17 protein-coding genes and 1 tRNA gene are annotated in these 23,462 nt (G+C 43.2%); 6 read left to right on the top strand and 12 right to left on the bottom strand.

Annotated elements, in window-relative coordinates; all coding sequences use genetic code 11:
* The first annotated feature begins 4 nt into the window (after positions 1 to 4).
* Positions 5 to 1,504, top strand: coding sequence for a class I adenylate-forming enzyme family protein (locus tag PHU20_RS11735; RefSeq protein WP_274825560.1), 1,500 nt, complete (start codon positions 5 to 7; stop codon positions 1,502 to 1,504).
* 286 nt (positions 1,505 to 1,790) lie between these two features.
* Here PHU20_RS11735 and PHU20_RS11730 read toward each other — a convergent pair whose 3' ends face one another.
* From PHU20_RS11730 to PHU20_RS11710, 5 genes are all read right to left on the bottom strand, one after another.
* Positions 1,791 to 2,696, bottom strand: a complete 906-nt coding sequence (locus PHU20_RS11730; protein ID WP_274825559.1) for a type ISP restriction/modification enzyme — start codon at positions 2,694 to 2,696, stop codon at positions 1,791 to 1,793.
* Between the two features lie 269 nt (positions 2,697 to 2,965).
* Complete coding sequence (locus tag PHU20_RS11725) at positions 2,966 to 3,847, bottom strand: polysaccharide deacetylase family protein (RefSeq protein ID WP_274825558.1); 882 nt, start codon at positions 3,845 to 3,847, stop codon at positions 2,966 to 2,968.
* Between the two features lie 334 nt (positions 3,848 to 4,181).
* Positions 4,182 to 4,559, bottom strand: a complete 378-nt coding sequence (locus PHU20_RS11720; RefSeq protein WP_274825557.1) for a hypothetical protein — start codon at positions 4,557 to 4,559, stop codon at positions 4,182 to 4,184.
* Between the two features lie 188 nt (positions 4,560 to 4,747).
* Positions 4,748 to 5,431 carry a hypothetical protein gene (locus tag PHU20_RS11715; protein WP_274825556.1) on the bottom strand — a complete coding sequence of 228 codons (684 nt, stop codon included), beginning with the start codon at positions 5,429 to 5,431 and terminating at the stop codon, positions 4,748 to 4,750.
* A 32-nt stretch (positions 5,432 to 5,463) separates the two neighbouring features.
* Entirely contained in the window at positions 5,464 to 6,213 is a 750-nt protein-coding gene (locus PHU20_RS11710) for a hypothetical protein (protein ID WP_274825555.1), read from the bottom strand.
* 416 nt (positions 6,214 to 6,629) lie between these two features.
* Between PHU20_RS11710 and PHU20_RS11705 the strand changes: the two genes are divergently transcribed.
* Positions 6,630 to 7,721 carry a Fic family protein gene (locus PHU20_RS11705; protein WP_274825554.1) on the top strand — a complete coding sequence of 364 codons (1,092 nt, stop codon included), beginning with the start codon at positions 6,630 to 6,632 and terminating at the stop codon, positions 7,719 to 7,721.
* A 100-nt stretch (positions 7,722 to 7,821) separates the two neighbouring features.
* On the opposite strand, the gene PHU20_RS20155 is transcribed toward PHU20_RS11705, so the two are convergent.
* From PHU20_RS20155 to dnaE, 5 genes are all read right to left on the bottom strand, one after another.
* Positions 7,822 to 8,001: a GIY-YIG nuclease family protein gene (locus PHU20_RS20155; protein ID WP_420828678.1), complete on the bottom strand. Its 180-nt coding sequence runs from the start codon at positions 7,999 to 8,001 to the stop codon at positions 7,822 to 7,824.
* Between the two features lie 52 nt (positions 8,002 to 8,053).
* Positions 8,054 to 8,127: transfer RNA gene (locus PHU20_RS11700), tRNA-Asp, on the bottom strand.
* Between the two features lie 75 nt (positions 8,128 to 8,202).
* Entirely contained in the window at positions 8,203 to 9,132 is a 930-nt protein-coding gene (locus PHU20_RS11695; protein WP_274825553.1) for a DUF58 domain-containing protein, read from the bottom strand.
* An 80-nt stretch (positions 9,133 to 9,212) separates the two neighbouring features.
* Positions 9,213 to 9,530, bottom strand: a complete 318-nt coding sequence (gene trxA / locus PHU20_RS11690; protein WP_274825552.1) for a thioredoxin — start codon at positions 9,528 to 9,530, stop codon at positions 9,213 to 9,215.
* Positions 9,531 to 9,631: 101 nt separating this feature from the next.
* Positions 9,632 to 14,068 carry a DNA polymerase III subunit alpha gene (gene dnaE / locus PHU20_RS11685; RefSeq protein ID WP_274825551.1) on the bottom strand — a complete coding sequence of 1,479 codons (4,437 nt, stop codon included), beginning with the start codon at positions 14,066 to 14,068 and terminating at the stop codon, positions 9,632 to 9,634.
* A 227-nt stretch (positions 14,069 to 14,295) separates the two neighbouring features.
* Here dnaE and PHU20_RS11680 point away from each other — a divergent pair, with 227 nt between their 5' ends.
* Positions 14,296 to 14,841, top strand: a complete 546-nt coding sequence (locus PHU20_RS11680) for a 30S ribosomal protein S16 (RefSeq protein WP_274825550.1) — start codon at positions 14,296 to 14,298, stop codon at positions 14,839 to 14,841.
* Between the two features lie 15 nt (positions 14,842 to 14,856).
* Complete coding sequence (gene rimM, locus PHU20_RS11675; RefSeq protein WP_274825549.1) at positions 14,857 to 15,384, top strand: ribosome maturation factor RimM; 528 nt, start codon at positions 14,857 to 14,859, stop codon at positions 15,382 to 15,384.
* 175 nt (positions 15,385 to 15,559) lie between these two features.
* Here the strand turns inward: rimM and PHU20_RS11670 are convergent, their stop codons facing one another.
* Positions 15,560 to 17,017, bottom strand: coding sequence for a SusD/RagB family nutrient-binding outer membrane lipoprotein (locus tag PHU20_RS11670; RefSeq protein WP_274825548.1), 1,458 nt, complete (start codon positions 17,015 to 17,017; stop codon positions 15,560 to 15,562).
* A 27-nt stretch (positions 17,018 to 17,044) separates the two neighbouring features.
* Positions 17,045 to 20,164 carry a SusC/RagA family TonB-linked outer membrane protein gene (locus PHU20_RS11665; protein ID WP_274825547.1) on the bottom strand — a complete coding sequence of 1,040 codons (3,120 nt, stop codon included), beginning with the start codon at positions 20,162 to 20,164 and terminating at the stop codon, positions 17,045 to 17,047.
* A 531-nt stretch (positions 20,165 to 20,695) separates the two neighbouring features.
* On the opposite strand from PHU20_RS11665, the gene PHU20_RS11660 reads away from it, so the two are divergent.
* Together PHU20_RS11660 and PHU20_RS11655 are read left to right on the top strand one after the other, a co-directional pair.
* On the top strand, positions 20,696 to 21,409 hold the full coding sequence (locus tag PHU20_RS11660) for a tRNA1(Val) (adenine(37)-N6)-methyltransferase (RefSeq protein WP_274825546.1): 714 nt from the start codon (positions 20,696 to 20,698) through the stop codon (positions 21,407 to 21,409).
* A gap of 99 nt (positions 21,410 to 21,508) precedes the next feature.
* Positions 21,509 to 23,260 carry a gamma-glutamyltransferase family protein gene (locus PHU20_RS11655; RefSeq protein ID WP_274825545.1) on the top strand — a complete coding sequence of 584 codons (1,752 nt, stop codon included), beginning with the start codon at positions 21,509 to 21,511 and terminating at the stop codon, positions 23,258 to 23,260.
* Positions 23,261 to 23,462 lie beyond the last annotated feature (202 nt).

Genomic DNA, 23,462 nt, shown 5'->3' with positions numbered 1-23,462 from the left:
GAAGATGATCAATACTTTTGATTGGTTCCATAAATGGGCGGCCTATACGCCCGATAAAATCGCCTTGAAGGATGCCGATTCGGGTGAGGGGCTCACCTATGCCCAAATGAACAAGGCTGCGGACGGTATTGCCCACTACTTTAAACACAAGCACCAACTACAGAAAGGGGATCGTGTTGCGATTATTTCAGAGAACAACCTTGCCCAAGTACTTCTTTTGGGGGTTGCCCAAAAAATGGGGGTGATCTTGGTGCCCATAAATTACAGATTGGCCCATGAAGAAGTGGAATACCTGCTCAATGATTCCGCCTGCCGATTGGTACTCTATGGCACCTCATCCTATGACGTGCAACAACTAAAATACGAGGCCACCTATGAGCCCATTGAACCCTATATCCATTTTACAAAAGACGAAGGCCGGCACTACCATGAGGAGCTCCATGAAGACGAACCCGTGTTCATTCTTTACACCAGTGGTACCACGGGGTTTCCCAAGGGCACCTTATACACCCATAAAATGCTTTTTTGGAACAGCATCAATACGGCCTTAAGCCTGGTTATCAGCAGTACGACCAAAACCCTTAACTGTATGCCCCTTTTCCATACCGGGGGGTGGAATGTGCTTTTGGCCCCTGTATTGCACAATGGGGGTACGATCATCCTATTCAAAAAATTCGATGCCTCCCACATATTGCAATGCATCGTTCAGGAAGAACTCGACCTTTTTATGGGCGTTCCTACCATGCTGAAGATGATGGCCGAACTTCCCGAATTCGAAAAAACGGATATCGGCAACCTCAACTACATCATCGTAGGGGGCGAAAGTATGCCTTTGGACCTCATCCAAAAATACCATCATAAAAAGGTACCCATCCGACAGGGGTATGGACTTACCGAAGTAGGTCCCAACCTTACCTCCCTGCACCAAAGGGAAGCGGAGCGAAAGCAAGGCTCTATCGGCAAACCCAATTTTTATGTCAAAGTGAAAATCGTGAACGACAGCGGTAAGGCCGTAGGTACCGGTGAGCCGGGGGAATTATGTATTTCGGGCCCAATGGTAACCCCAGGATATTGGAAAAACCCCGAGGCGACAAAAGACAGTATAAAAGGGGGATGGTTCAAAACCGGGGATGTCGCCAAAATGGACGAGGAAGGTTTTTTGTATATCGTAGACCGCAAAAAACATATGTATATCAGTGGAGGCGAAAATGTGTATCCCGTGGAAGTGGAACGTGTGCTCTTGCAGCATGACCTGGTGAAGGAAGCCGTGGTTTTCGGCATTCCCCACAAAAAATGGGGCGAATGTGGCGTCGCCTTATTGGTAACGTCCAAAGCAACCACATCAGAGGTGATACGCGAGTATTGCTTGGGAAAATTGGCCAAGTTCAAAGTGCCTTCCGAAATACATTTCATCGATGCCGTACCCAAGGGAGATACGGGTAAAATAGATCGGAAAGCACTGAAAGCCAATTTTATGTCACAAAGGAAAGTCGATCCGATGTAATCAATCCTCCAATCATTGTCTAGTTTTCATTCACAAAAGGCAATTTCAAAATTGAAAATGCCTTTTTATTTATACCATATCCTGTTCTAAAACAAAAAACCACTTTCGTGGAACTTTGCAGTCTGGAACACTCCTAAACAGTCAATTTTCGAATATTTAAAAATAGAGGATTTGGAAGAAATTATAAATTCCCGATTAGCTAAATTAACACTAGAATATTTTAGTGAATACCAAACAACATTCATATTACTGATAAAAGAGCCTATTCTAATTAAAAGACTCTTTTTTACTTTATGTCCATCTTATCTATTTCTTTCATTAACCCCTCGATTTCAGATAGTACACCAATGATTTTTTGATAGTGCAGTATATCTTCAGGTTCAAGGGTTCGCCCTTTGCGGTCTTTCAACCATTTTTGGGCAGGTTGATAACCGCCTAAATAAAATTCCCAAGCAGCTAGGGGAACGGAATCAAAATACTGTTCTTCATTTATCCATATTCTACCAAGTCTGTTTTCTTCATCATAAAACTCCCAATCCTTGTTGCTGGTATTTGTGGTTATGGTGTTACTTCCCATTTTAGGATAACTTGTCATATAGGCTTCAACCCCTGAAACCCCGGAAACATATAACCGACGTATTTCCCCACCTAGTTTCGCCAATTTCCAAAAGGTAGCTGCCTCTTTTGGGTAAGGTACTAAAGGAACATCCATTTTTAAAAACTCCTTGTATTTTTCCCTATAGTTTGGGGAATGCCAAACAGCATGGATATAATCGAGGATGTCTACGGCCGCAAAATTAGTCCTGAAATCATCTCGTATTTCTGGACTGTTGACAAAGCACACATTGCAATCCATATCTTTAATGGCAACAAAAGTCAACTGTAACTTTTCTGCCAGTTGATCTATAAATTTTGGGTATTGATCATATGGTATGTTTTTTTTCGTCTTTCTTCCACCTTTATAAGCCAACTCCCCAATCTCCATAGCCTCGATAAAACCTATGGAAAAATCCTTTAACTCCATATTAGAACCAAGCACACCATAAAAGGGTTGTTTTGGTTCTTCGGTTATGCCCGCATCGTATACCAAGCGCTCTATAAGGAGTTCCAAAGCAGCCTGAAAAATAGGTTCTGCAAGTTTTCCTAATGGATTACGTTGGGGAACATTCGTACTATTCCGCTGTATGGCCATTGCGTTACAAGATTTTTTAGACAATGCACATTACCCAATACCTAAAGATACCTATATGAAATGAAAAAGGCATTGTTAGTACCCTGAAAAGGAATGTTTTATGGGTAGTTGACGCAATGGGATTGGAGAAAATAAAAAAGCCCCACTTTCGTAGAGCTTTGCGGTATTTTAATTACGACCGATTCGTTGCCCCTTTCCAGATTTCTAAAGAAAGTACATATGGGTGTTTGATGAACTTGGAAATCCATACATAAAACCAATTGACCCATTTATTTCATTTCATGTCTGAACATATCAGCAACCTGGCCATAGGATTTTAGTTCAAACCCCATGCTTCTTGCGGAGTTGATTATGTGTTTATGGATTTCAAATTGTGGGTCATATTCCATTACCGCCCATGGATGTAAACACAGCGCAATATTTACAACAGGTAGGTCAATGTCATTTGCCTGTAAAAGCAATTCGTCAAAATGTTTACATATCTTCTCTTGGGAATCCGGTTCGCGCCCTAAAAATATAGCTGCTTTCTCTTTCGTGAAAATGACATCCTGCCATCCATGGGAAGGCATTTCAACAATTGTCGGATAGCCTATATTTCCATAATCATGAGGTTGTCGATTCCTATTCAGTGGGGCTTCCAAAGAATCCTCACTTCTTAAATTTGAAGATACGTATCTAATTCCCATTCCCTGCATCCCTTCCAATATTTCAGGCATATCGGATAAATCATGGTGATAGCCGATAGGTGTGCGGACCCCATTCGGATAAACCCCTAATATGTTTTCTATTACTTCCCCTGCCTGTTGCAGGTCCTTTATGAATTCCCCGGATGTAATCACTTTCTTTTCCTCCCTGCCTTTGATCTTTCTTATAATGGGGTGGGAATAACTATGTTGCTGTAGCTCTATAAGTGGATTATCCTTATGATAAACTTCCCGTAAAGCATCTATATCATAATCGGTTAAACAAGCCTCTAAATAGTGTCCCAAGATAAAGAACGTTCTTGGAACATCCTCTTGGTCGAACATGCCATTGAGCTTTCGGATAAAACCCATCAGCTTTTTTCTAAGCTCACTACCGATTTTAGTTTGGGCAAACTCACCATAGGGTCTTTCGGTATCATAACCAAAAGATAAATATTTACGGGTCATTGAAATTATGTTTTTGATTTATAAAGTGGATTAAACCTAGTAATAAAAAAAGGCAAATGCCAAAATAATCCACAAGAAATCAAATTTAGTCCATTAAGTGTCAGTATATTAGAATATTTCTCTTTTTCAAAATCATTAATGACGTTTTTAGCGAAAGTTAGAAGTCGATTCCTTTGCTATACACAACCCATGATTTTGAAATATAAAATGGAAAACTTGAACCTACCAATCATTTGGGAATTGGAGAAAAGAATTTCCTTTAAGATTTATTTTTCCATAGAGTACGGTTATAAGCAAAAGAACTTACCCACCTCCACTATTATTAAATATTGATTTACAGGTATTTAGCGAATAGGTAATTTATGAATGTGGTCACTTCCGTTACAAGATGGTTGTCAGAACCAAGCGGCAACACGACGAAAAATCCAGGGCTTCCAAACGCAGCCTCGACTCCCCTTTCCCTGATACTTACATAGGGGTAAGTCAGTGTATCCGAACCTAAAATGCTGTGTTTTCTTATCGTCTTTCTCTTAGCTTTACTTAGAAGCTCAAATAATCCGGAATGGTCTTCAGCCGAAAGTTGGCCCGTTTTTCGATTTCCGTTGGATACAATGGTAAATTCGGTATTATTTTTAAAAACATATAGCGATTGATAGCTATTTGAGCTATCATGAACCTGAATATCAAGACCTGTTTTCACTAAAGGTTCCATATCATTTGAACACCGATTTGTAGTGGTGGGATATACTAGGATGAGCAGTAGCCAAGTTATTATTTTTATTGAGTTTCCCACAATTTAGGAGTAAAGCCATCCCCTGTCAAATTACGTGTTTATTTTGTATTTACCATAACGGCAGGTGTGACCGGAGAGGCTTATTAGTGTAATGAAATTAAATCGACCTAGGCGATGTTGAAACCCGGATGAGTGGCAAAGGCGTTATCAATGACCAAGTTGGCCCTCTGCCGAGCAGATTGTTTCAGTGCATTTGTGGTACGCCTCCCATCGGCATAAAACCACCAAAGATAAAGTGCGCCATACATCCAAGCCCCGTTAAAGGACCAAGTCGAATCCGCACCGCTTCCTCCACCTCCAAAAACCGATCCAGTAGGGAAATTGGCATTATGCGATTTTCCGCCCATGTGTCTGGATTCATGAATGAAGGTTTCCGCTCGCCCGGGAACATCTTTACTATAAAAGAATCCCATATAAAGCTCTACCCTATCATCCACAAAAAGACCTCTGAAAGCGGCCGCAATAGCCGATCCGTCGCCACATTTTGACCGCAGATCATCGATCTGTTGTCTGACATATCGCCTTCCCCAATGGAGAATGTTATTACTCCATTGTTCATTCCAATAATCTTCTGCGGAATAATTGAGAAGCCAAAGTGCGGACAGGGTACGACAAAGGGGTTTGTTGTTATCACAAACATCATAATACCCGAAACCATCGTCCCAATAATTTTTCCTAAAACCGTGGGCATTCCATGCCCAGTCGATAAATGCCTGCCAACATACTCTAGGTCCATAGAGGTTATCACCACTGATATCTTTGTTGGGAACTGTATACGTACAAGTAGCCATATTTCTATTTTTTAATATTTAGTTGAATTCTTTTAATTATCACCATCAAAGCGTGGAGCCTCTGGCTTTTCTCTTCTTTTGTCTCCCTTTCGTAAAGGTTTAAGATGACTTTCGGGATCTTTGATCTGCTCTACTTTCTCCACCGTTGTGGGCTTTATCTTTAAGATAAAATGCCTGTCTTTTGGAAGCAGTTCTCTGACTCTTTTCTTCATTTTATCATCTACTAAATCGGCCTTAACAAGAGTTTGGAATGCAGCTCTGGCGATGGAAATCGAAGGCAATGCCAAACTTTCCATGAGAACTTCTGTGGCCTCCTTTTGAGGTTTTCCATTCCTATCCTTCAAAAAGAACAGCAATCCCTCCACTGCCGTTGTTCTAAGAATGGTCTCTTCGGCTACGGTCGAAAAAGAGTGTGGATTCTTGGAACGCTCCTCTGGAATAGGCGTGAATATCAATCGCTTGAGAAAGGAATAGGCTGCACTGTGCTTGAGTTCCGTGGCCAAGTAAACCAATCCCCATTTTACAGGGTATGCATCCCTTTGACATCTGTCGTCAAAAGCTTGCGCCAATTCAAGCACGACCTCTTCCGGTAGTTCACGGAGTTCTTTTAGCGAACCTTGGAATTTTTTTTCCGCATCATCCCCAAAACCATTAATGGCATGTAGGGCGTTTTCGAGTAGGATACCTGCCTTGCTACGGGTAAACAAAGGGAGCGTTGGCAGATTCACTTGAAAAGTGTCTGAACTCGATGGAAAATCGTTCATTTGTGGTGTTTCCTCCATAACGCATAAATTTTTAAAAGTGACTTATTTTTGTGGGGAGGGGGAGGAACCAAAGTTTTAGATAGAAACTTTTCTGATAGGACTATTTCGAGGTAAAAATTTACCGCAATTTTCTTATAAATTATGTAAGAATTGTACGATTGGGCGTGAAATCTGTATATTTGGGCTTAGTTTATCTCTCTCGCTCAATGACCGTAGGCATAATATTTTGACGATACATCCTACTTTCATATGGATTTTCCCATAATTAGTCCTCAGAGCGTCAACGGAAGACATTTTTGCATTTTGGAAGTTATATTAGGACAACTTTTCTAGCTGTATATAAAACTCGCTATTCACCAAATCGAACCAAACAATTCTTTTATTCAGCTCACTTTTTGATTATATTTGAGCCGTTTTATACTTATAATCGGCTCATGCGATACAATTGGCAACAAAAAGACTGGCCTAAATTTCGATACACAACCGATGCTATTGAAGATATCCTCTTTGATTTTGCCCGACGAACAGGTCGAATCAGCGGGGTATTGGAAGGCTTTTCCGAAACGGAGCAAACCGAGGCCATGATAAACTTAATGGTTTCTGAGGCGATAAAGACCTCGGAAATTGAAGGGGAGTATCTGAGCCGAAAAGATGTAATGTCTTCCATCAGAAGAAATTTGGGTTTAAATCCTGATCTTCCTATCTCCAAAGATAAAAGAGTGGAAGGGGTAACGGAGTTAATGTTGGCTATTCGCAAACATGTTACCTCTCCTCTTACCAAGAAGATGTTATTCGATTGGCATACCATACTCATGAAAGGTAGTAGTGGAATACATATAGGGCAATGGCGAACGCATGAGGAACCTATGCAAATCGTGTCGGGAGCAATTGGAAGGGAGGTAGTTCACTTTGAAGCTCCACCATCACATAAAGTACCTTCTGAAATGAGTGGATTTATCTTATGGTTCAATGAATCCCAAAACAGAATCAAAAAACCGATCATACGATCCGCTATCGCCCATCTGTATTTTCAATCCATACACCCTTTTGAGGATGGTAATGGCAGAATAGGCAGGGCAGTGGCGGAAAAAGCACTTTCACAAAGTATAGGTCGTCCTGTTTTATTTAGCCTATCCAAATCCATAGAGCGTAATAAAAAAGAGTATTATGATGCTTTGCAAAGCGCACAGCGTTCCAATGAAATCACCGATTGGATACACTACTTTGTCAAAACAGTTTTGGATGCCCAAATCGATGCCGAGGAAGAAATCGAGTTCACCTTAAAAAAAACCAAGTTCTTTGACAAACATCAAAGTGAACTAAATGAACGACAACAAAAAGTGGTTCGTAGAATGTTGGAAGAAGGCCACCAAGGTTTCGAAGGGGGCATGAACGCCCGTAAATATATTTCCATTGCCAGTACATCGAAAGCTACAGCCACTAGGGACTTACAAGACCTGGTTCATAAAGGCATTTTCAAACCCTTGGGCGGAGGTCGCAGTACACGATATGAAATTAAGCTATAATAAAGATTACCACAATTCCAATCTGGAAACTTATTGGTAAAATCTCCCATTTGATCGTGTGGTTCGATACTCCGTAGAACAAACATTGTAGAAAGGAGAATCACAAAAGTTGTGTGTGATTTAGAAAAAAATAGCATAAACCATCCCAGGTTTGGGTTCTTTTCTTTGTTCCATTAACCTTTGTATAGGTCGACTTCCCTTGATTGTGCTGCTCTAATCGAACTGCAAAATCCGTAGAATAACCCTTGTAGTAAACATCGTGGGAAATCGAATAAATGATGTAGACGTAATATTACATAAAATAAAAAAAGCCCCACTTTCGTGGAGCTTTGCGGTCTGGACGGGACTCGAACCCGCGACCCCCTGCGTGACAGGCAGGTATTCTAACCAACTGAACTACCAGACCGTGGCGTTTAGCGAGTGCAAATATACACTGCTAATTGATATCCGCAAACATTTTTTCAAAAAATATTCATCTCCCTTATAGGAAATTTTGCCGCTCTACCATAAAAGTGTTCAATACCTTTGAGAAATCGCCCCGTACATCGACCTCTACATACTTGATCTTATATTGGGCACATTTTAATTTCAACGTATCAAAATAGGTCTTAATGGCTTTTTCATACCCGGTTTTTACCGTATCGGAGAACAAATCGATATGTTCGCCGGTCTCCACGTCCAAAAATCGCTTTGGGGAATTCCCGAAATCAAAGTGCAATTCCTTATCCACATCCAACAAATGGAACAACACTACCTCATGCTTGTTATATTTCAAATGACGTAGCGCCTCAAAAATACGATCATCATCCGTAGTATTCTGGAACATATCGGTAAACAAAAAGATCAAGCTTCTTCTTTTTATCTTTTCTGCTATTAAATGAAGATACGCGTAGATATCGGTCTGTTTTGCAGGTTTGGTATCCAAACTGATCTCACTTAATTTGGACAGGAGCATATGATGGTGCCTTTCGCTGCCTTTTTCCGAGGAATAGAAACTGTAGGTGTCCGAGAAAACACTCAGACCTACGGCATCACGCTGCCGTTTAAGTATGTTCATTATCGCAGCAATGGCCAAAACCCCGAAACCGATCTTGTTTAGGTTGTCGATGGTGGGTGCTGCGATTTCCGGATAATACATCGAGGCCGAATTATCCAGGATCATATGGCACCTTAGGTTGGTTTCTTCCTCATACCTTTTGGTATACAGCTTGTCGGTCTTGGCAAACAATTTCCAATCGATATGTTTGGTACTTTCCCCTTTGTTATAAATCTTATGTTCGGCAAATTCCGCGGAGAATCCGTGAAACGGACTCTTGTGTATGCCACTGATGAACCCCTCTACAACCTGTTGTGCCAAGAGCTCCAAATTCTGGAATAAACCCGCCTTATCCAATTCCGATCTAAGATCCATACCGATATTTATACCTCTAATTTAAAACAAAAAGGCCCCAACGCTATCGCAAGGGCCTTTTAAATCGAAAAAAAATCTTTTTACAATAGTGCATCAATGGCATCGGTATAGACCTTTTTAGGAGACACCCCTACTTGTCTATTCACGATCTCACCATCTTTGAAGACCAACACGGTCGGAATATTACGCACACCGTATTTAGCGGCAAATTCTTGGTTCGCATCCACATCGACCTTTCCTACTACGGCTTTGCCATCATACTCGGTACTTACCTCATCGATGATAGGACCTACCATTCGGCAAGGACCACACCATGCTGCCCAAAAATCCACTACTACCGGTTTATCACTTTTTAAGACTACCTCGTCAAAAGTAGCGTCTGTTATTTCTAATGCCATTTCTTTTTGTTTTTAGTTATACAAATTTAGTCAATTATTTTGCCTTACCCTTACTAACGCAATATACATTTTACCTATTCCGGTATCAAAGAAATTTATCGCTAATTTAACTTATAGTGTACTTGCTTCGCTTCCAATTGATGCAACAATTCGCTGGTTATCTGAACTTTCTGCTTTCTACTCATTAACGTCACCTTTATTTCCTCCTCCATTTCATATACGATAAAATTCAACGGATGGTCTCCTTTATGTGCCACCAAGGTATGCTTTAAATCATCGATACCCTCTTCCCGAAGCTCATCGATATTCAGGTTAATGGTCAATTTTTTGGCAAAGGTTTCCATTACATCCTGGAGCAACATAAAATTATTGAATTGGATCCGTGGATCACCTTTCGTCCCCGTATCCCGATTCACCCATCCATCCCGAACGAACACCTTTATATAGACGAAGTTGTTGATCATAAGGAAGTGTCTGAATTTCAAGTATTCTTCCCCAAAAATACGGAAATCAAAAGAATCGGTGTAATCTTCAATGTTGAAGGAGGCCCATCCTTTTCCGTTTTTCGAAACACGGTGTTGCACATCGGTCACAACACCTGCAATGGAAACTTCGCGATTTACGATTTCCCCTAATCTTTGAAGATTGGAAACACTTGCATTGCAAAAAGCATCGATCTCGGTTTTAAAATCATCCAAGGGGTGGCCCGAAATATAGATACCGACCACTTCTTTTTCCCTTCGGAGTTTTTCCATGGTCCCCCATTCTTCGCACGGAGGCACTTCAGGCTCGGGGATCTGCACCTCACTGGCGTCGCCGAACAGGCTTACTTGGGAAGAGTTCTGGTTCTCTTGATATTTGGAGCCATACTTTATCACTTTCTCCAAAAAGGTAACTCCGTCACCTTCCTGATGAAAATATTGGGCCCTATGGGTGGTCCCAAAAGAATCGAACCCTCCGGCAACGGCCAAACTTTCAAAAGCTTTTTTGTTAGAGGCCCTTAAATCGATACGCTTGGCCATATCGAAAACGGATTTATACGGACCCTCTTTTTTCCGATTTTCGACAATGGTCTCGACCGCGGCACGACCGACCCCTTTTACGGCCCCCATTCCAAAACGAACGGCACCGTCCTTGTTCACGGCAAACTTATAGTAGGATTCATTGACATCGGGACCCAAAACATCCAAGCCCATACGCTTACATTCTTCCATAAAGAAGGTTACCTGCTTTATGTCGTTCATGTTATTGGAAAGTACCGCCGCCATATATTCCGCAGGGTAATGCGCTTTACAATAAGCGGTCTGGTAGGCTATCCAAGCGTAACAGGTGGAGTGCGACTTATTGAAGGCATAAGAGGCGAAAGCTTCCCAGTCTTTCCAGATTTTTTCAAGTACATCTTCAGGGTGCCCTTTGGCCGCCGCCTGTTTGATGAACTTGGGCTTCATTTTATCCAGGACGTGCTTTTGCTTTTTACCCATGGCCTTTCTCAAGACATCGGCCTCACCTTTGGTAAAGTCCGCCAGCTTTTGGGAAAGGAGCATCACCTGCTCTTGGTAAACCGTAATTCCGTATGTTTCCGCCAAATACTCTTCGCAGGCATCCAAATCATAGATAATCTCTTCCGTACCGTGTTTACGGGCAATGAAACTCGGTATGTATTCCATGGGTCCCGGTCGGTACAGGGCATTCATGGCGATAAGATCCGCAAATACGGTAGGTTTTAACGACCGCATGTGTTTTTGCATCCCTGGGGATTCATATTGGAACACCCCAACGGTTTCCCCTCGCTGGAAAAGCTCATAGGTTTTCTCGTCATCAAGGGGGAAATTCTCGGGATCCAACTCGATACCATGCTTCGCCTTTACGATCTTAACGGTATCCTTGATCAGGGTCAAGGTCTTCAATCCCAAGAAATCCATCTTCAACAGTCCGGCACTTTCAACCACCGAGTTGTCAAATTGGGTACAATACATATCCGAATCCTTGGCCAAGGCCACAGGCACGAACTTGGTGATATCATCCGGGGTTATGATCACCCCACAGGCATGGATCCCCGTATTCCGGACCGAACCTTCCAAAACATAGGCCTGGTTCAAGGTTTCCGACTCCAGTCCCTCCCCTTCCGAAATATTCAACAACTCATTGATCTTGAGCAGTTCCTCACTATTGAATTTTTTCTTCAAAACGGCCTCATCTACCCCAATGATCTTTTTGAGTTTTGACATATTGGGGATCAATTTCGCCATACGATCGGCGTCACCCAAGGGCAGATCCAACGCCCTAGCGGTATCCCGTATGGATGATTTTGCCGCCATGGTACCGTAGGTGATGATCTGGGCCACCTGATTGGCACCATATTTATCGATGACATATTCCATAACACGTCCACGGCCCTCATCATCAAAATCGATATCGATATCGGGCATGGACACACGATCGGGATTCAAAAAACGCTCAAAAAGCAGATCGTACTTAATGGGGTCTAAATTCGTGATCCACAAACAATAGGCTACCACCGAACCTGCTGCGGATCCCCGACCAGGACCTACCGACACATCCATTTTACGGGCGGCCCTAATAAAATCTTCGACGATCAAGAAATAGCCCGGATATCCGGTTTTCTCGATGACCTGCAACTCAAAATCGATACGTTCCTGAATTTCAGGGGTGATTTCACCATACCGCTTTTTCGCCCCTTCGTAAGTAATATGTCGTAAGTATTTATTTTCCCCGCGTTTTCCCCCATCCAATTTATCCTCTTCAAACTGAAATTCCTCGGGAATGTCAAAGGCCGGCAACAGTACATCCCGGGCAAGGGTGAACACCTCTACCTTATCAATGACCTCCTGGATGTTGGTGATCGCTTCCGGGATATCCTTAAAAAGGTCCTTCATTTCCTCGGAGGACTTAAAGTAATATTCCTGATTGGGCAACCCATATCGGTAACCACGCCCCCTTCCTATGGGAGTCGCCTGTTTTTCCCCGTCTTTTACACAGAGTAAGATATCATGCGCATTGGCATTCTCCTTCTTCGCATAATAGGTATTGTTCGTGGCCACCAGTTTAATGTCGTGCTTTTTCGCAAATTGGATCAACACCTGGTTTACCCGGTCCTCATCTTCCTGACCGTGACGCATGATTTCCATATACAGGTCGTCGCCAAAAGTCTTTTTCCACCAAAGCAAGGCTTCCTCAGCTTGTTTTTCCCCAACGTTCAGTACTTTGCTGGGCACCTCACCATAAAGATTACCGGTTAGGACGATAACATCCTCCTTATACCGTTCTATAATGTCTTTATCGATCCTAGGCACGTAGTACTTTCCATCAACAAAAGCGATAGACGACATTTTTGCCAAGTTATGGTAGCCGTTTTTGTTCTTGGCCAACATCACTATTTGGTACCCATTGTCTTTTTGGGACTTATCGGCGTGGTTCTCACAGACCTGGAACTCACATCCTACGATAGGGATGATTTCCTTTTCGAGTGGGGGCAATTCGTCCAAAGGCTCTTCCCCCTCTTCCAAGGTGCCGTTTTGAGTGGCCTCATAGCGTCTTTTCAGCGCTTCATTGCGGGAAACCACACCCTTATTATGGTTCATGACCCCGTTGACAAAATGGAAGGCCCCCATCATATTCGCATGATCCGTCATGGCCACGGCAGGCATTTTGTTCGCTGCGGCCGCCTGGATCAAATCGGGCACACTGATGGTGGACTGCAAAATGGAAAATTGGGTGTGATTATGCAGATGTACGAACTCCGCCGTTTCCAACGTGGCGAGGTTTTCCTGTATCTCTTCATGGGTTGCCCCACCGGTATCTTTTTCCCAAAGGGCATCGGCAATCTTTTTCGAAGCCTTTTTAAGGTTGATGTGTTTAAGACCGATGAGTGCTATCTCTTTCGGATTGGCTTCGGAGAACCGCTTAAAATAATCGGGTTGTACATCAAGCTGCTCGCGGGTATACTGTTCACGGCGCACCAATTCCAAGAAACACCTCGTCGTCGCCTCCACATCGGCCGTAGCATTGTGTGCCTCGGCAAACGGTTCGTTAAAAAGATGTTCATGGAGTTCGGTAAGGGTCGGTAGTTTGAATTTACCCCCCCGACCGCCGGGAATCTTACAGAGCATGGCCGTCTCCTCGGTACAGGTATCCAAAACAGGAAGTTCCTGTAAGGGGTTGTCTACCCCCATACGGTGATACTCAGCCCCCATGATATTGACATCGAAACCTACATTCTGCCCAACGATGAACTTGGTTTTGGCCATGGCGGTATTGAACTTCTCCAAAACCTCGGACAAGGGAACCCCTTCCTGTTCGGCCAAGGCGGTGGATATCCCATGTATCTGTTCGGCATCATAAGGTATATTGAATCCGTCGGGACGTATCAAATAATCCTGACTTTCTACCAGTTTACCCATATCATCATGCAATTGCCAAGCAATTTGTATACAGCGCGGCCAATTGTCGACATCAGTAATGGGAGCATCCCATCGCTTGGGCAATCCAGTAGTCTCAGTATCAAAAATCAGGTACATCCAGTGTGTTTTAGCATCAAAAAAATAGCCTGTAAAAATATGAAAAAAGAGGCTTTGGCCCCATAGCTAGTTATCATGAGTTATCAACCTACCCACCTCATCGGTGTAAATAAACAAAAAACCTATTGTGCATTTCAAGAATTGAAGTATATTTGCAGCCCCTTTTAAGGGACAAACAAAAAAGAATTAATAACCGAGGGTCGGGCACCCTACAAAATTAATGTGATATGCCAGTAAAGATTAGATTACAGAGACACGGTAAAAAAGGTAAACCTTTTTATTGGATCGTAGCCGCGGATTCCCGTGCAAAGAGAGATGGTAAATTCTTGGAAAAACTAGGAACTTACAATCCGAACACCAACCCTGCAACCATCAATATCAATGTAGACAGTTCGGTACAATGGTTGAGCAATGGGGCACAACCCACTGATACCGCAAGAGCGATACTTTCCTATAAGGGTATTTTATTGAAGCACCATTTATTGGGCGGTGTTCGTAAAGGAGCATTGACCGAAGAGCAAGCGGAAGAAAAATTCAATGCCTGGATCGCGGAAAAAGAACAAGCCGTTGCTTCCAAAGTAAGTGGATTGGACAAAGAAAAAGCGGATGCCAAAGCCAAAGCCTTGGCCGCTGAAAAAGAAATCAATGAAAAACGTGCTGCTGAAGCTGCAGCTGCCGCATTGCCGGAAACTCCAGAAGGGGAAGAAGCCGAGGCTGAAGAGGCCGCACCTGAAGCACCAGCTGCTGAAGAAGCTACTCCTGAAAAAGAGTAATCAATATACGGAACGATGGACAAGGCATCTTGTTTTTACCTAGGTAAAATCGTTTCAAAATATAGTTTTAAAGGGGAGGTACTTGTTAAACTCGATACCGATGAACCTGAAATTTACGAAAATATGGAATCAGTATTTGTTTCTTTGGGAAACAATCTGGTTCCATTTTTTATTGATAGATGCCGTCTTCACAAGAGCAACCTCTTACGAATCGACTTCGAGGAAGTAAAAACCGAAAGCGAGGCCGACCGCATCATGGGCTCCGAACTATACCTTCCCCTCTCCTTTCTACCCAAATTGAGCGGTGATAAATTCTATTTCCATGAAGTTATCGGATTTACGCTTATCGACAGTGCACATGGCGATATCGGAATCATCAAAAGTGTCAATGACCATACTTCCCAAGCCCTTTTTGAAGTCGATAAAGAAGGTAAGGAATTATTGATTCCGATTACCGATGAGATCATTACCAAAGTAGACCGCGAAAACAAGACCATTTTTGTACATACCCCGGAAGGGTTGGTAGACCTTTATTTAGGGTAAATCGGAAGGGATTTCTAAATAGGACCCTTATATGTATAGGGCATTTTTTCAATTTCATGTACAAACGACCATGCCGTCATTATCCACATTGTATGTTTGGACCAAGAAAAAACAAAAGCCACGTCCCTTTCGGTAACGTGGCCTTCTCCAGCATTGCATACTAAATCAAAAACAATTATTTATTGGTTATCGGGTGTACTTTGTCCCACCAGATATTCGTATTGAGATTATCGGCCCCTTGCGCACTTATGGCCGCATTGTAATTCTCCGTATTGTTGGTCGGGTAATCCGAGTCATACCCTTGTCTTACGGGAACGTCGTCACCGTTGTAAGGAAGGGTTGCTGGCTCGAGTTCAGGGTATCCCAACCTTCTCCATTCACTCCACGATTCCCAGCCTTGAAGAAATAAGGATTTCCATTTTTCTTCCGCTATTTGCTGCATTGCCGTTTCCGCATCGGCACTCAAGGGATTTGCCGCAATATAACTATCGGCATCCCCAGCTCCCCATAATTCAAAAGAAGCTGAAATCCCATCTTCATAATATGCGGCCGCATCACCACTGATCCAACCCAATTCAATGGCCTCTGCCAAAGAAAATGCGATTTGCGAATACGTATATATAAATCCTGGGGCCTCGCTGTTGTATATGACGTCGCTTGAAATGAAGGAAACATCGGCTGCCAACCATTCAGAATTGGGGATACCATATGGCATTCCCACATACTCGGGAGACCCCAAGGAAACAGAAGACCTGGTATACTCCGCATATGCCCCTAACCTAGGGTCGTTATCGGCAACAAACCTATCGATCAATACATCGCTTACCGCATAATCCTCCCTAGTCTGAAAATTATCCTGCCATGGATTGTCATTGTTATCATCTGCCAAGAAAGGATAATAAATGGTTTCATCGTGGGAGGTAATGGCACCTGCAACGGCCTCCTGGAATTTGGTAGCGGCATAGCCATTAGGTTCGGGGTATACATTTGAAAGCCTTAGGGCCATAACCAACTTCAGGGTGTTCGCAAACTTTTTCCATCGATCCATATCCCCATCGAAAATAACATCCCCTGTCGGGCCCGACCCGTCATCTATCATGGCCAAGGCTTCATCAATATCGTTAAAAAGCCCATCGTAGACCACTTCTTGACTATCGAATACCGGATACGTGTTATCGGTACCCTGAAGTGCCTCGGTATAAGGGATCATACCCCAACGATCGGTCATGAATTGAAAGAAATAAGCCTTCAAGATCATGGCTACCGCAATTTGGTTGGCATTGGACCCATAAGCCGCTTGATCCGAAGCATACTGTTCATCGGAGTTAAAAGCAATTATGGTATTCAAGTTCACCAATGGGTTTTGATATAGGTAATCGGAATCCCAACTTAGGGTAACATACCTAGAGGCATCGGTATAGGTGATTTGCGAGATATGTTGGGTGTAAAGGTCACCGATCTCATCGGTCACGACATCACCCACATAGCGTTCGGCATAGGTAAGTAGACCGCTACTAACGACTACGGTGGTCACATCGGGATCCACATTGGTATCTCCAAAATCCACATTATCACACCCTAGGAAAAAGGCTGACATCAGGATAGGACAAATTATTTTTGAATATACTTTCATGATATGTATTTTTTTATTTTAGACAAGTTAAAAAGTGAGCTTAACGCCTACACCAAACGTCCTCTGGTTAGGGTCTTGGGCATATTCAGTCCAACGTATATCGTCATCCGTACTGTCATAAGCCTCAATTTCAGAAGGGTCAATACCATCGATTTTCGAGTAAATCAACCAAAGGTTGTTGGCATAAAAACTTATATCTATCGATTCTACAGGTAACTTTTCGATTATTTTTTGGGGAACATTGTAGCCCAATGTCAATTGACGGAGTTTAACGTAACTGGCATCATAGATCCATTCGCCGGCTTTTCGGTTCATACTCTTAAAATAAGTATATGCGCTGGTATAATAGGATACGGGAGCCCCTGTGGTCTCATCTACCCCTTCCACGAGGACACCCCCGGAATTCGCACCTACATTTGTCGCCAAAACCGCGTTGACTTCGTTGCCGTTGGTATCTATAACCTGATCACGTAAAGGATTACCCAATTCATTATTTCCCACGGTAAAGTCTCCCAAACCTGAATAAGCCAACAGTTGACGGGTAACGGAGTAGTACTCACCACCTCCTTGGAAGTCTATGGATACGCCTAAATTAAAGTTCTTGTAACGGAAAGAGTTGATAAACCCTCCGTTGAAATCAGCTTGTACATTCCCTACTTTTTCATAGTTATCGGTATATACCTTTGTGCCGCTACTGTTGATCAAAGGCACCCCATCTTCATTGGTCACGACGTTATAGCCGTAGATATTTCCCCAATCGTCGTTGGCATCGTGTACCAGATAGGCCGTTCTACCACTGGCCACCTGTACAGAGGTTACCAGGTCATTGATTTTAACGACTTTTTTATCAAAACTGGAGATATTGAAATTCATGTCCCAAGAAAAATCGTCGGTACGGAATGGGGATGCACTGATGGCTACCTCCCAACCTTTGGTATCTATGATCGACCCGTTCCCAACCGTTGAGGAATAACCCGTGGCTCCCGTTAGGGTCAAGTCGGTAGGAAGGTTTTTATCACTTCTCGTAAAATAAGTAAAGTCTAGCCCCAATCTATTTTGAAGGAACTTCAGTTCGGCCCCTATTTCCTTTTCTTCCCTGACCCCACCTTTTAAATTGGGATTGGCCAATGAGGAGGGCACACTAAGGGCCACACTGGATTCGTAAGGGTTCGCTATTGAATAAGAGCTTTGAAGTTGGTACACATCGGGGAAACTTGGAGCCTGTCCTATTCCCGCCCTTATTTTACCGAAGTTGATAAAGCTATCGGGGCTTAAAAGTTTGGAAAATATAAAACTACCGGTAAGTCCATAGGTATTCAATTTATTTTCATCCGCGGTAGCGGTAGATCCCCAGTCCCTCCTAAAGGAACCATCCAAATACAACATGCTTTTATAACCAACGGAAGCCGTTGCAAAGAGGGAATTCAACTTTTGGTGCTCGGTATCCCTATCATAATCCGGGGTATCCACGGAAGTATTTATACTGTAATAACTAGGAATCTGCAATCCTCCAACAGTTTGGGCCCTGAGCCACTTATATTTTCTTTGGTTCGATTGCCCCCCTATACTGGAAACCACATCTATATCGCCAAAATCCTTATTGTAACTAATTTGGCCATAGGCTTCAGTAAAACTGTTCTGTGAGGTCTGTTCCTTATACCAGGGTAAAGATCGTCCTCCCCACCCGATCCGATCATCGAAATTGGTAAGGTCGAACGTTCTTCTGATGTCCACAAGGGCCGTTAAATTTTCGTTGAATTCATATTCCAGCCCTATGCTGCCATAAACCGCGTTTTTGGTTTCATGGTTTAGGTTTTCATAAACTTCGAAATAGGGGGAGTCCCAATACAAAGGGATGGGATTGTCATAAGACCTCATATTCCATGAAACGATCTGACCGTTACGTTCGTAATCTTTCAACCGATCCATATCCAATTGGCGTTGCCACCATTCATTGAAGTTCCCTGCATAACCCCGGGTTTCCGGATTATTGAAAGTATATCTATATTGATAGTTGAAAACCCCTTTGAATTTAAGTTTCTCGGTTACATTATACTCGCCTTTCATCGAGATGGTCGTCTGCTCCCTTTTGTTATTCGGATTGATGAGTTTAGTGTTGAGATTGTTGATGGTCGTTTTTATATTGTAATTTTCGCCACCCTTTAAAAACCCAAGGGTAATATTGGAGGTTGTCCCCGTTTCATAAAAATCGCGCACATTATCAGGATTTGGAGACCAGGCCCTTAGTTGCCCATATTCCGGATCACCCTCGATCCAACTGTCCCAATGGCGCACTAAAGTCCCATCTAGCCTAGGACCCCATGACTCATCAGCAGAATAATTCGGGATCAATTCCCCGTTGAGTTCAGAAAATTGTTGTGTATAACCGCCACCATATTCATTTTGATATTCGGGCAGTAAATAAAGATTGGATATGGAAGAGGCAACATCCAACGTAATTTTGGTTTCACCGCTCTTTGCACTTTTGGTGGTAATGATTACCGCACCGTTACGGGCTTCAGGGCCGTATAATGCCGTACCTGCAATTCCTTTTAGTACCGAAATATCCTCTACATCTTCCATATTGATATCCGCTGAGGAATTCACTTTGATCCCATCAACCACATACAGGGCACCAACTTCGCCTCGAAGCCTGATATTGGAAGCCTCATAGGTAGAACTAGGCGAGCCTACCAATTGTACCCCCGCTATTTTCCCTGCAAGCCCTTGACTGATATCAGTCTCTTTGGCCATAACGATATTCTCGCCGGCAATGCTCTGCTGGGAATAACCCAAGCTTGCTTTTTCCCTTTTAATACCGAGTGCCGTAACCACTACTTCGTCCAAGGCCTGTGCATCTTCCTCCATGGAAACACTAATGGTGCTCTCAGACCCTAGGGTGATTTCCTTATCTTTTAACCCTATATACGTAAAAAGCAAAGTTTGGCCTTCACTTGCCTTAATGGTGAAATTCCCGTCAAAATCGGTCAGGGTTCCCGTTGTAGTGCCTTGAACTACAATATTAACACCGGGAAGAGGAATGGCACTTTGGTCGGTAACCGTTCCTGTGATTGTTTTCTCTTGCGCTGAAACACAATGTAACGCAAGCACCGAAAACAACAACAATAGTAGTTTTGGTTTTGTCATCGTTAAATAATTTAAAGTTTGGTATGGGTTAATTTATTGTCAAATTATCAACGTTTTTCATGATATTGCAAAATTTATTTAATTTCTTTTGACATTTTGTTGATATATTATCGATAATGTAATTTACCTAGGTTGTTTTTCTTCAAAAGAAAAATTCATCGGACTAATTTTTAGCGATATAGCAGATAAAAATTAACAACCGATATTCCTTTGAATTCGAAATTTTATCGTAAGGGAAGCAAAAGGGTTAATTTTCAATCCTATCCCATGGATGATGAAGTACATAGGGGCGAATGGATTGGCCTATCCTAAACGATGTTCCCCAAAATGCGCATTACAGCCCCATAGGGACAAAACATCCCGAAATGTAAAAATTCGCTAAAACGTTCCCTCCCATCCTGACAAAAGATTTTACCGATTGATCATTCCCCATAGCAGAATTAAGTCGATTGCCCATATCTTTGCCATAAAAATCTCCTTTAACCGCAAAAACATCGGGGAATCTTTATCCATTTTTAAAAGACCTAAACCTTGACAAAACCCTTTAAATTCAAACAATTCGAAATCTACCAGGACCGTTGCGCCATGAAAATCGGTACGGACGGGGTACTCTTAGGGGCATGGACCTCTTTGATGAACCGGCCCCAATCCATTTTGGATATCGGTACGGGAACCGGTTTACTCGCATTAATGTTGGCCCAACGCAGTAGGGCCGAAACCATCGATGCCTTGGAAATAGATGAAAATGCCTATGAACAATGTGTTGGTAATTTCGAGGCCTCCCCTTGGGGAGACCGGCTCTTTTGCTACCATGCCGGTTTGGATGAGTTTACCGAGGAAATTGAGGAAACCTACGACTTGATTATTTCGAACCCCCCATTCCATTCCGAAGAAGTTTCCAGTGGCAATGTGGCCAGGGACCTCGCAAGACAAAATCAATCCCTGCCCTTCGAGGAATTGATCGATGGGGTATCCTTACTTTTAAACCCTAACGGCACTTTTTCAACGATCATCCCTTTTAAGGAAGAAAGGCCATTCCTGGCGTTGGCCTCCCATAAAGGATTGTACCCTGAACGGATTACCCGGGTAAAAGGCACCCCAACATCAGAGATCAAAAGGAGTTTGCTGCAGTTCTCATTTACTGAAGGCAACGTTGATATGAACGAACTCATTATCGAGAAGGAAAGGCACCAATACACTGATGATTATATTGCCTTGACACAGGATTTTTATTTAAAAATGTAATTGTACCCTGGTTTTTTTACATAAAATGAGGTCGTATTTTTTTTACTTTTGAACAAGATCGACCGTTCTTTTTAACCAACCACCATAAACCAAAAATCCATGAAGCTTTTTAAAATCGTACTGGCCGTACTATTCCTGGCCTCGACCTCCTGTAAAAACAAAAGTGAAAAAACCGTTCAAACCATTGATGATGGGGATGCACAATTTGCCACCTCCCAAAATGGGATGGTCGCGGCCGCCCAACCTTTAGCCACCCAGGCCGGACTTGAAATGCTTGAAGCCGGGGGAAATGCTGCCGATGCAGCCCTGGCTACCGCTTTTGCCTTAGCCGTGGTAGAACCCACCATGAACGGAATCGGCGGACGGAATTTAGTTTTGGTACGTACCAAAGAAGGTACTTTTCAAGGGTATAATGGCATGACCGAAATACCGATAAGCTATGTAGCACCCGAAACCCCGGTAAAATCAGGGCATAAAACCATCGCTACCCCCGGGGTAGTGGCCTCATTGATGCGCTTGTACAAAGAACACGGATCCCTACCCCTATCCCAGATCATGGCTCCCTCGATCAAGTATGCCTCCAATGGCTTTGAAGTTTTACCCGGGGAAGCCATAAGACAGAAAATGGCCCTACCGGACATTAAAAACGACCCCGGGTTCAAGAAACAAATGCTCAAAAATGATTCGATTCCGTATGAAGCCGGGGAAATACTCAAACAACCGGATTTGGCCAAAACACTTCAGGGAATCTCGGATTCGGAAGGTGCTGACTTTTACCAAGGATCCATAGCCGAAAAAATTGCCTCCGATATGGAAACCAACGGAGGTTACATCAGTCTGGAAGACCTAAAGAATTACAAGGCCACCGATATGCGCTATGTAACCACCGACTACAGAGGTTATAAGATCCACTCCATGCCCGCACCTTCAGGAGGTGGACTATTGATCAAAACCCTTAATATTTTGGAGCAATTCGATTTGACCCATATCAATGATGTTCAATGGGCAGCCATAATGAATCAGGCCCTCGCCATTTCATTGAATTCCATGAAGGATGATTATACAGAGCGTGATCTGGCACGGGTACAAAGTAAGGAATGGGCCAAAGATCAGGCAACATCCATAGAGGTCCCGGAAATGGAAAGTTCCATGGCAGCCTACGATTATAGGAGTTTTGAATCAACCGATCTACTTGCCGACAATACGGATTGGAGCGGCAATACCTGGGGCACCGACAGCCACCATACCACCCATTTCGTAACTTCCGATTGTTCAGGGATGGTAGTTTCGATCACGCAAACCGTGGGTCCATTATTCGGATCAAAGGTCATTACCCCCGGGCTGGGGTTTGTATACGCTTCGACTATGGGATCTTATTTGTCAGATTCAGACCAAGCCCCCGGGTCAAGACCAAGGACGACCATTGCCCCTACCATCGTTACCAAAGACGGTGAAACGGTCATGGTTCTCGGTGCCGCGGGCGGCATACGGATCCTTTCCGGAATTGCCCAAACGATTTCAAGATATATCGACAGGAATCTAGGGATAAAGGAAGCGGTTTCCGCACCTCGGATCCACCCTGGAAAGTCTGTAATCGAGGAAACAGGGGAAAGCCTTTTTGACGGTAAAAAATTCAGTGCGGAATTTACCCCGAACAACGGCTGGGTAGCTGCCGATAGCATTGCGTGGTCCAAAGCACATTTTCAAGCAAAGCCAATTGAACGCTATGGGGCATTTGCCCGTGTACACGCCGTTACCTTCGATCCGGAATCGAGAACATGGACCGGTGTAGCCGACCCGGACTGGGAAGGCACCGCTGAAGGCCCCATGAAATCCGATTGTGAATTCTGAATATTCCCAATCGTGCCAAGGTTGCAATCGTGGGCTTATCCCAAATACTCCGATATAGGCGGTATTCTTCGAATAACCACGAATACCACTTTTGCATACAACACATTGGCGTTTGGAAGGTAGGCCCTATCAGGATATTCCAATGCACCAAGGTTTGGCCAAAAATGCGAACCTTAATTAATTTTTTAAATATGTAACATCG

The organism is Maribacter polysaccharolyticus (assembly GCF_028882255.1).
Lineage (GTDB): Bacteria > Bacteroidota > Bacteroidia > Flavobacteriales > Flavobacteriaceae > Maribacter_A > Maribacter_A polysaccharolyticus.
The sequence above is the reverse complement of the archived record's forward strand: the minus strand, read 5'-3'. Positions and strand labels throughout refer to the sequence as shown.

What these genes read in the sequence shown, in the direction of transcription:
- PHU20_RS11705 (WP_274825554.1), top strand. Translation starts at nt 6,630, where the DNA reads ATGCGATACAATTGGCAACAAAAAGACTGGCCTAAATTTCGATACACA.
- PHU20_RS11725 (WP_274825558.1), bottom strand. Translation starts at nt 3,847, where the DNA reads ATGACCCGTAAATATTTATCTTTTGGTTATGATACCGAAAGACCCTAT.
- PHU20_RS11735 (WP_274825560.1), top strand. Translation starts at nt 5, where the DNA reads ATGATCAATACTTTTGATTGGTTCCATAAATGGGCGGCCTATACGCCC.
- PHU20_RS11665 (WP_274825547.1), bottom strand. Translation starts at nt 20,164, where the DNA reads ATGACAAAACCAAAACTACTATTGTTGTTGTTTTCGGTGCTTGCGTTA.
- trxA (WP_274825552.1), bottom strand. Translation starts at nt 9,530, where the DNA reads ATGGCATTAGAAATAACAGACGCTACTTTTGACGAGGTAGTCTTAAAA.
- PHU20_RS11710 (WP_274825555.1), bottom strand. Translation starts at nt 6,213, where the DNA reads ATGGAGGAAACACCACAAATGAACGATTTTCCATCGAGTTCAGACACT.
- rimM (WP_274825549.1), top strand. Translation starts at nt 14,857, where the DNA reads ATGGACAAGGCATCTTGTTTTTACCTAGGTAAAATCGTTTCAAAATAT.
- PHU20_RS11670 (WP_274825548.1), bottom strand. Translation starts at nt 17,017, where the DNA reads ATGAAAGTATATTCAAAAATAATTTGTCCTATCCTGATGTCAGCCTTT.
- PHU20_RS11730 (WP_274825559.1), bottom strand. Translation starts at nt 2,696, where the DNA reads ATGGCCATACAGCGGAATAGTACGAATGTTCCCCAACGTAATCCATTA.
- PHU20_RS11720 (WP_274825557.1), bottom strand. Translation starts at nt 4,559, where the DNA reads ATGGAACCTTTAGTGAAAACAGGTCTTGATATTCAGGTTCATGATAGC.
- PHU20_RS11695 (WP_274825553.1), bottom strand. Translation starts at nt 9,132, where the DNA reads ATGGATCTTAGATCGGAATTGGATAAGGCGGGTTTATTCCAGAATTTG.
- PHU20_RS11680 (WP_274825550.1), top strand. Translation starts at nt 14,296, where the DNA reads ATGCCAGTAAAGATTAGATTACAGAGACACGGTAAAAAAGGTAAACCT.
- PHU20_RS11715 (WP_274825556.1), bottom strand. Translation starts at nt 5,431, where the DNA reads ATGGCTACTTGTACGTATACAGTTCCCAACAAAGATATCAGTGGTGAT.
- dnaE (WP_274825551.1), bottom strand. Translation starts at nt 14,068, where the DNA reads ATGTACCTGATTTTTGATACTGAGACTACTGGATTGCCCAAGCGATGG.
- PHU20_RS11655 (WP_274825545.1), top strand. Translation starts at nt 21,509, where the DNA reads ATGAAGCTTTTTAAAATCGTACTGGCCGTACTATTCCTGGCCTCGACC.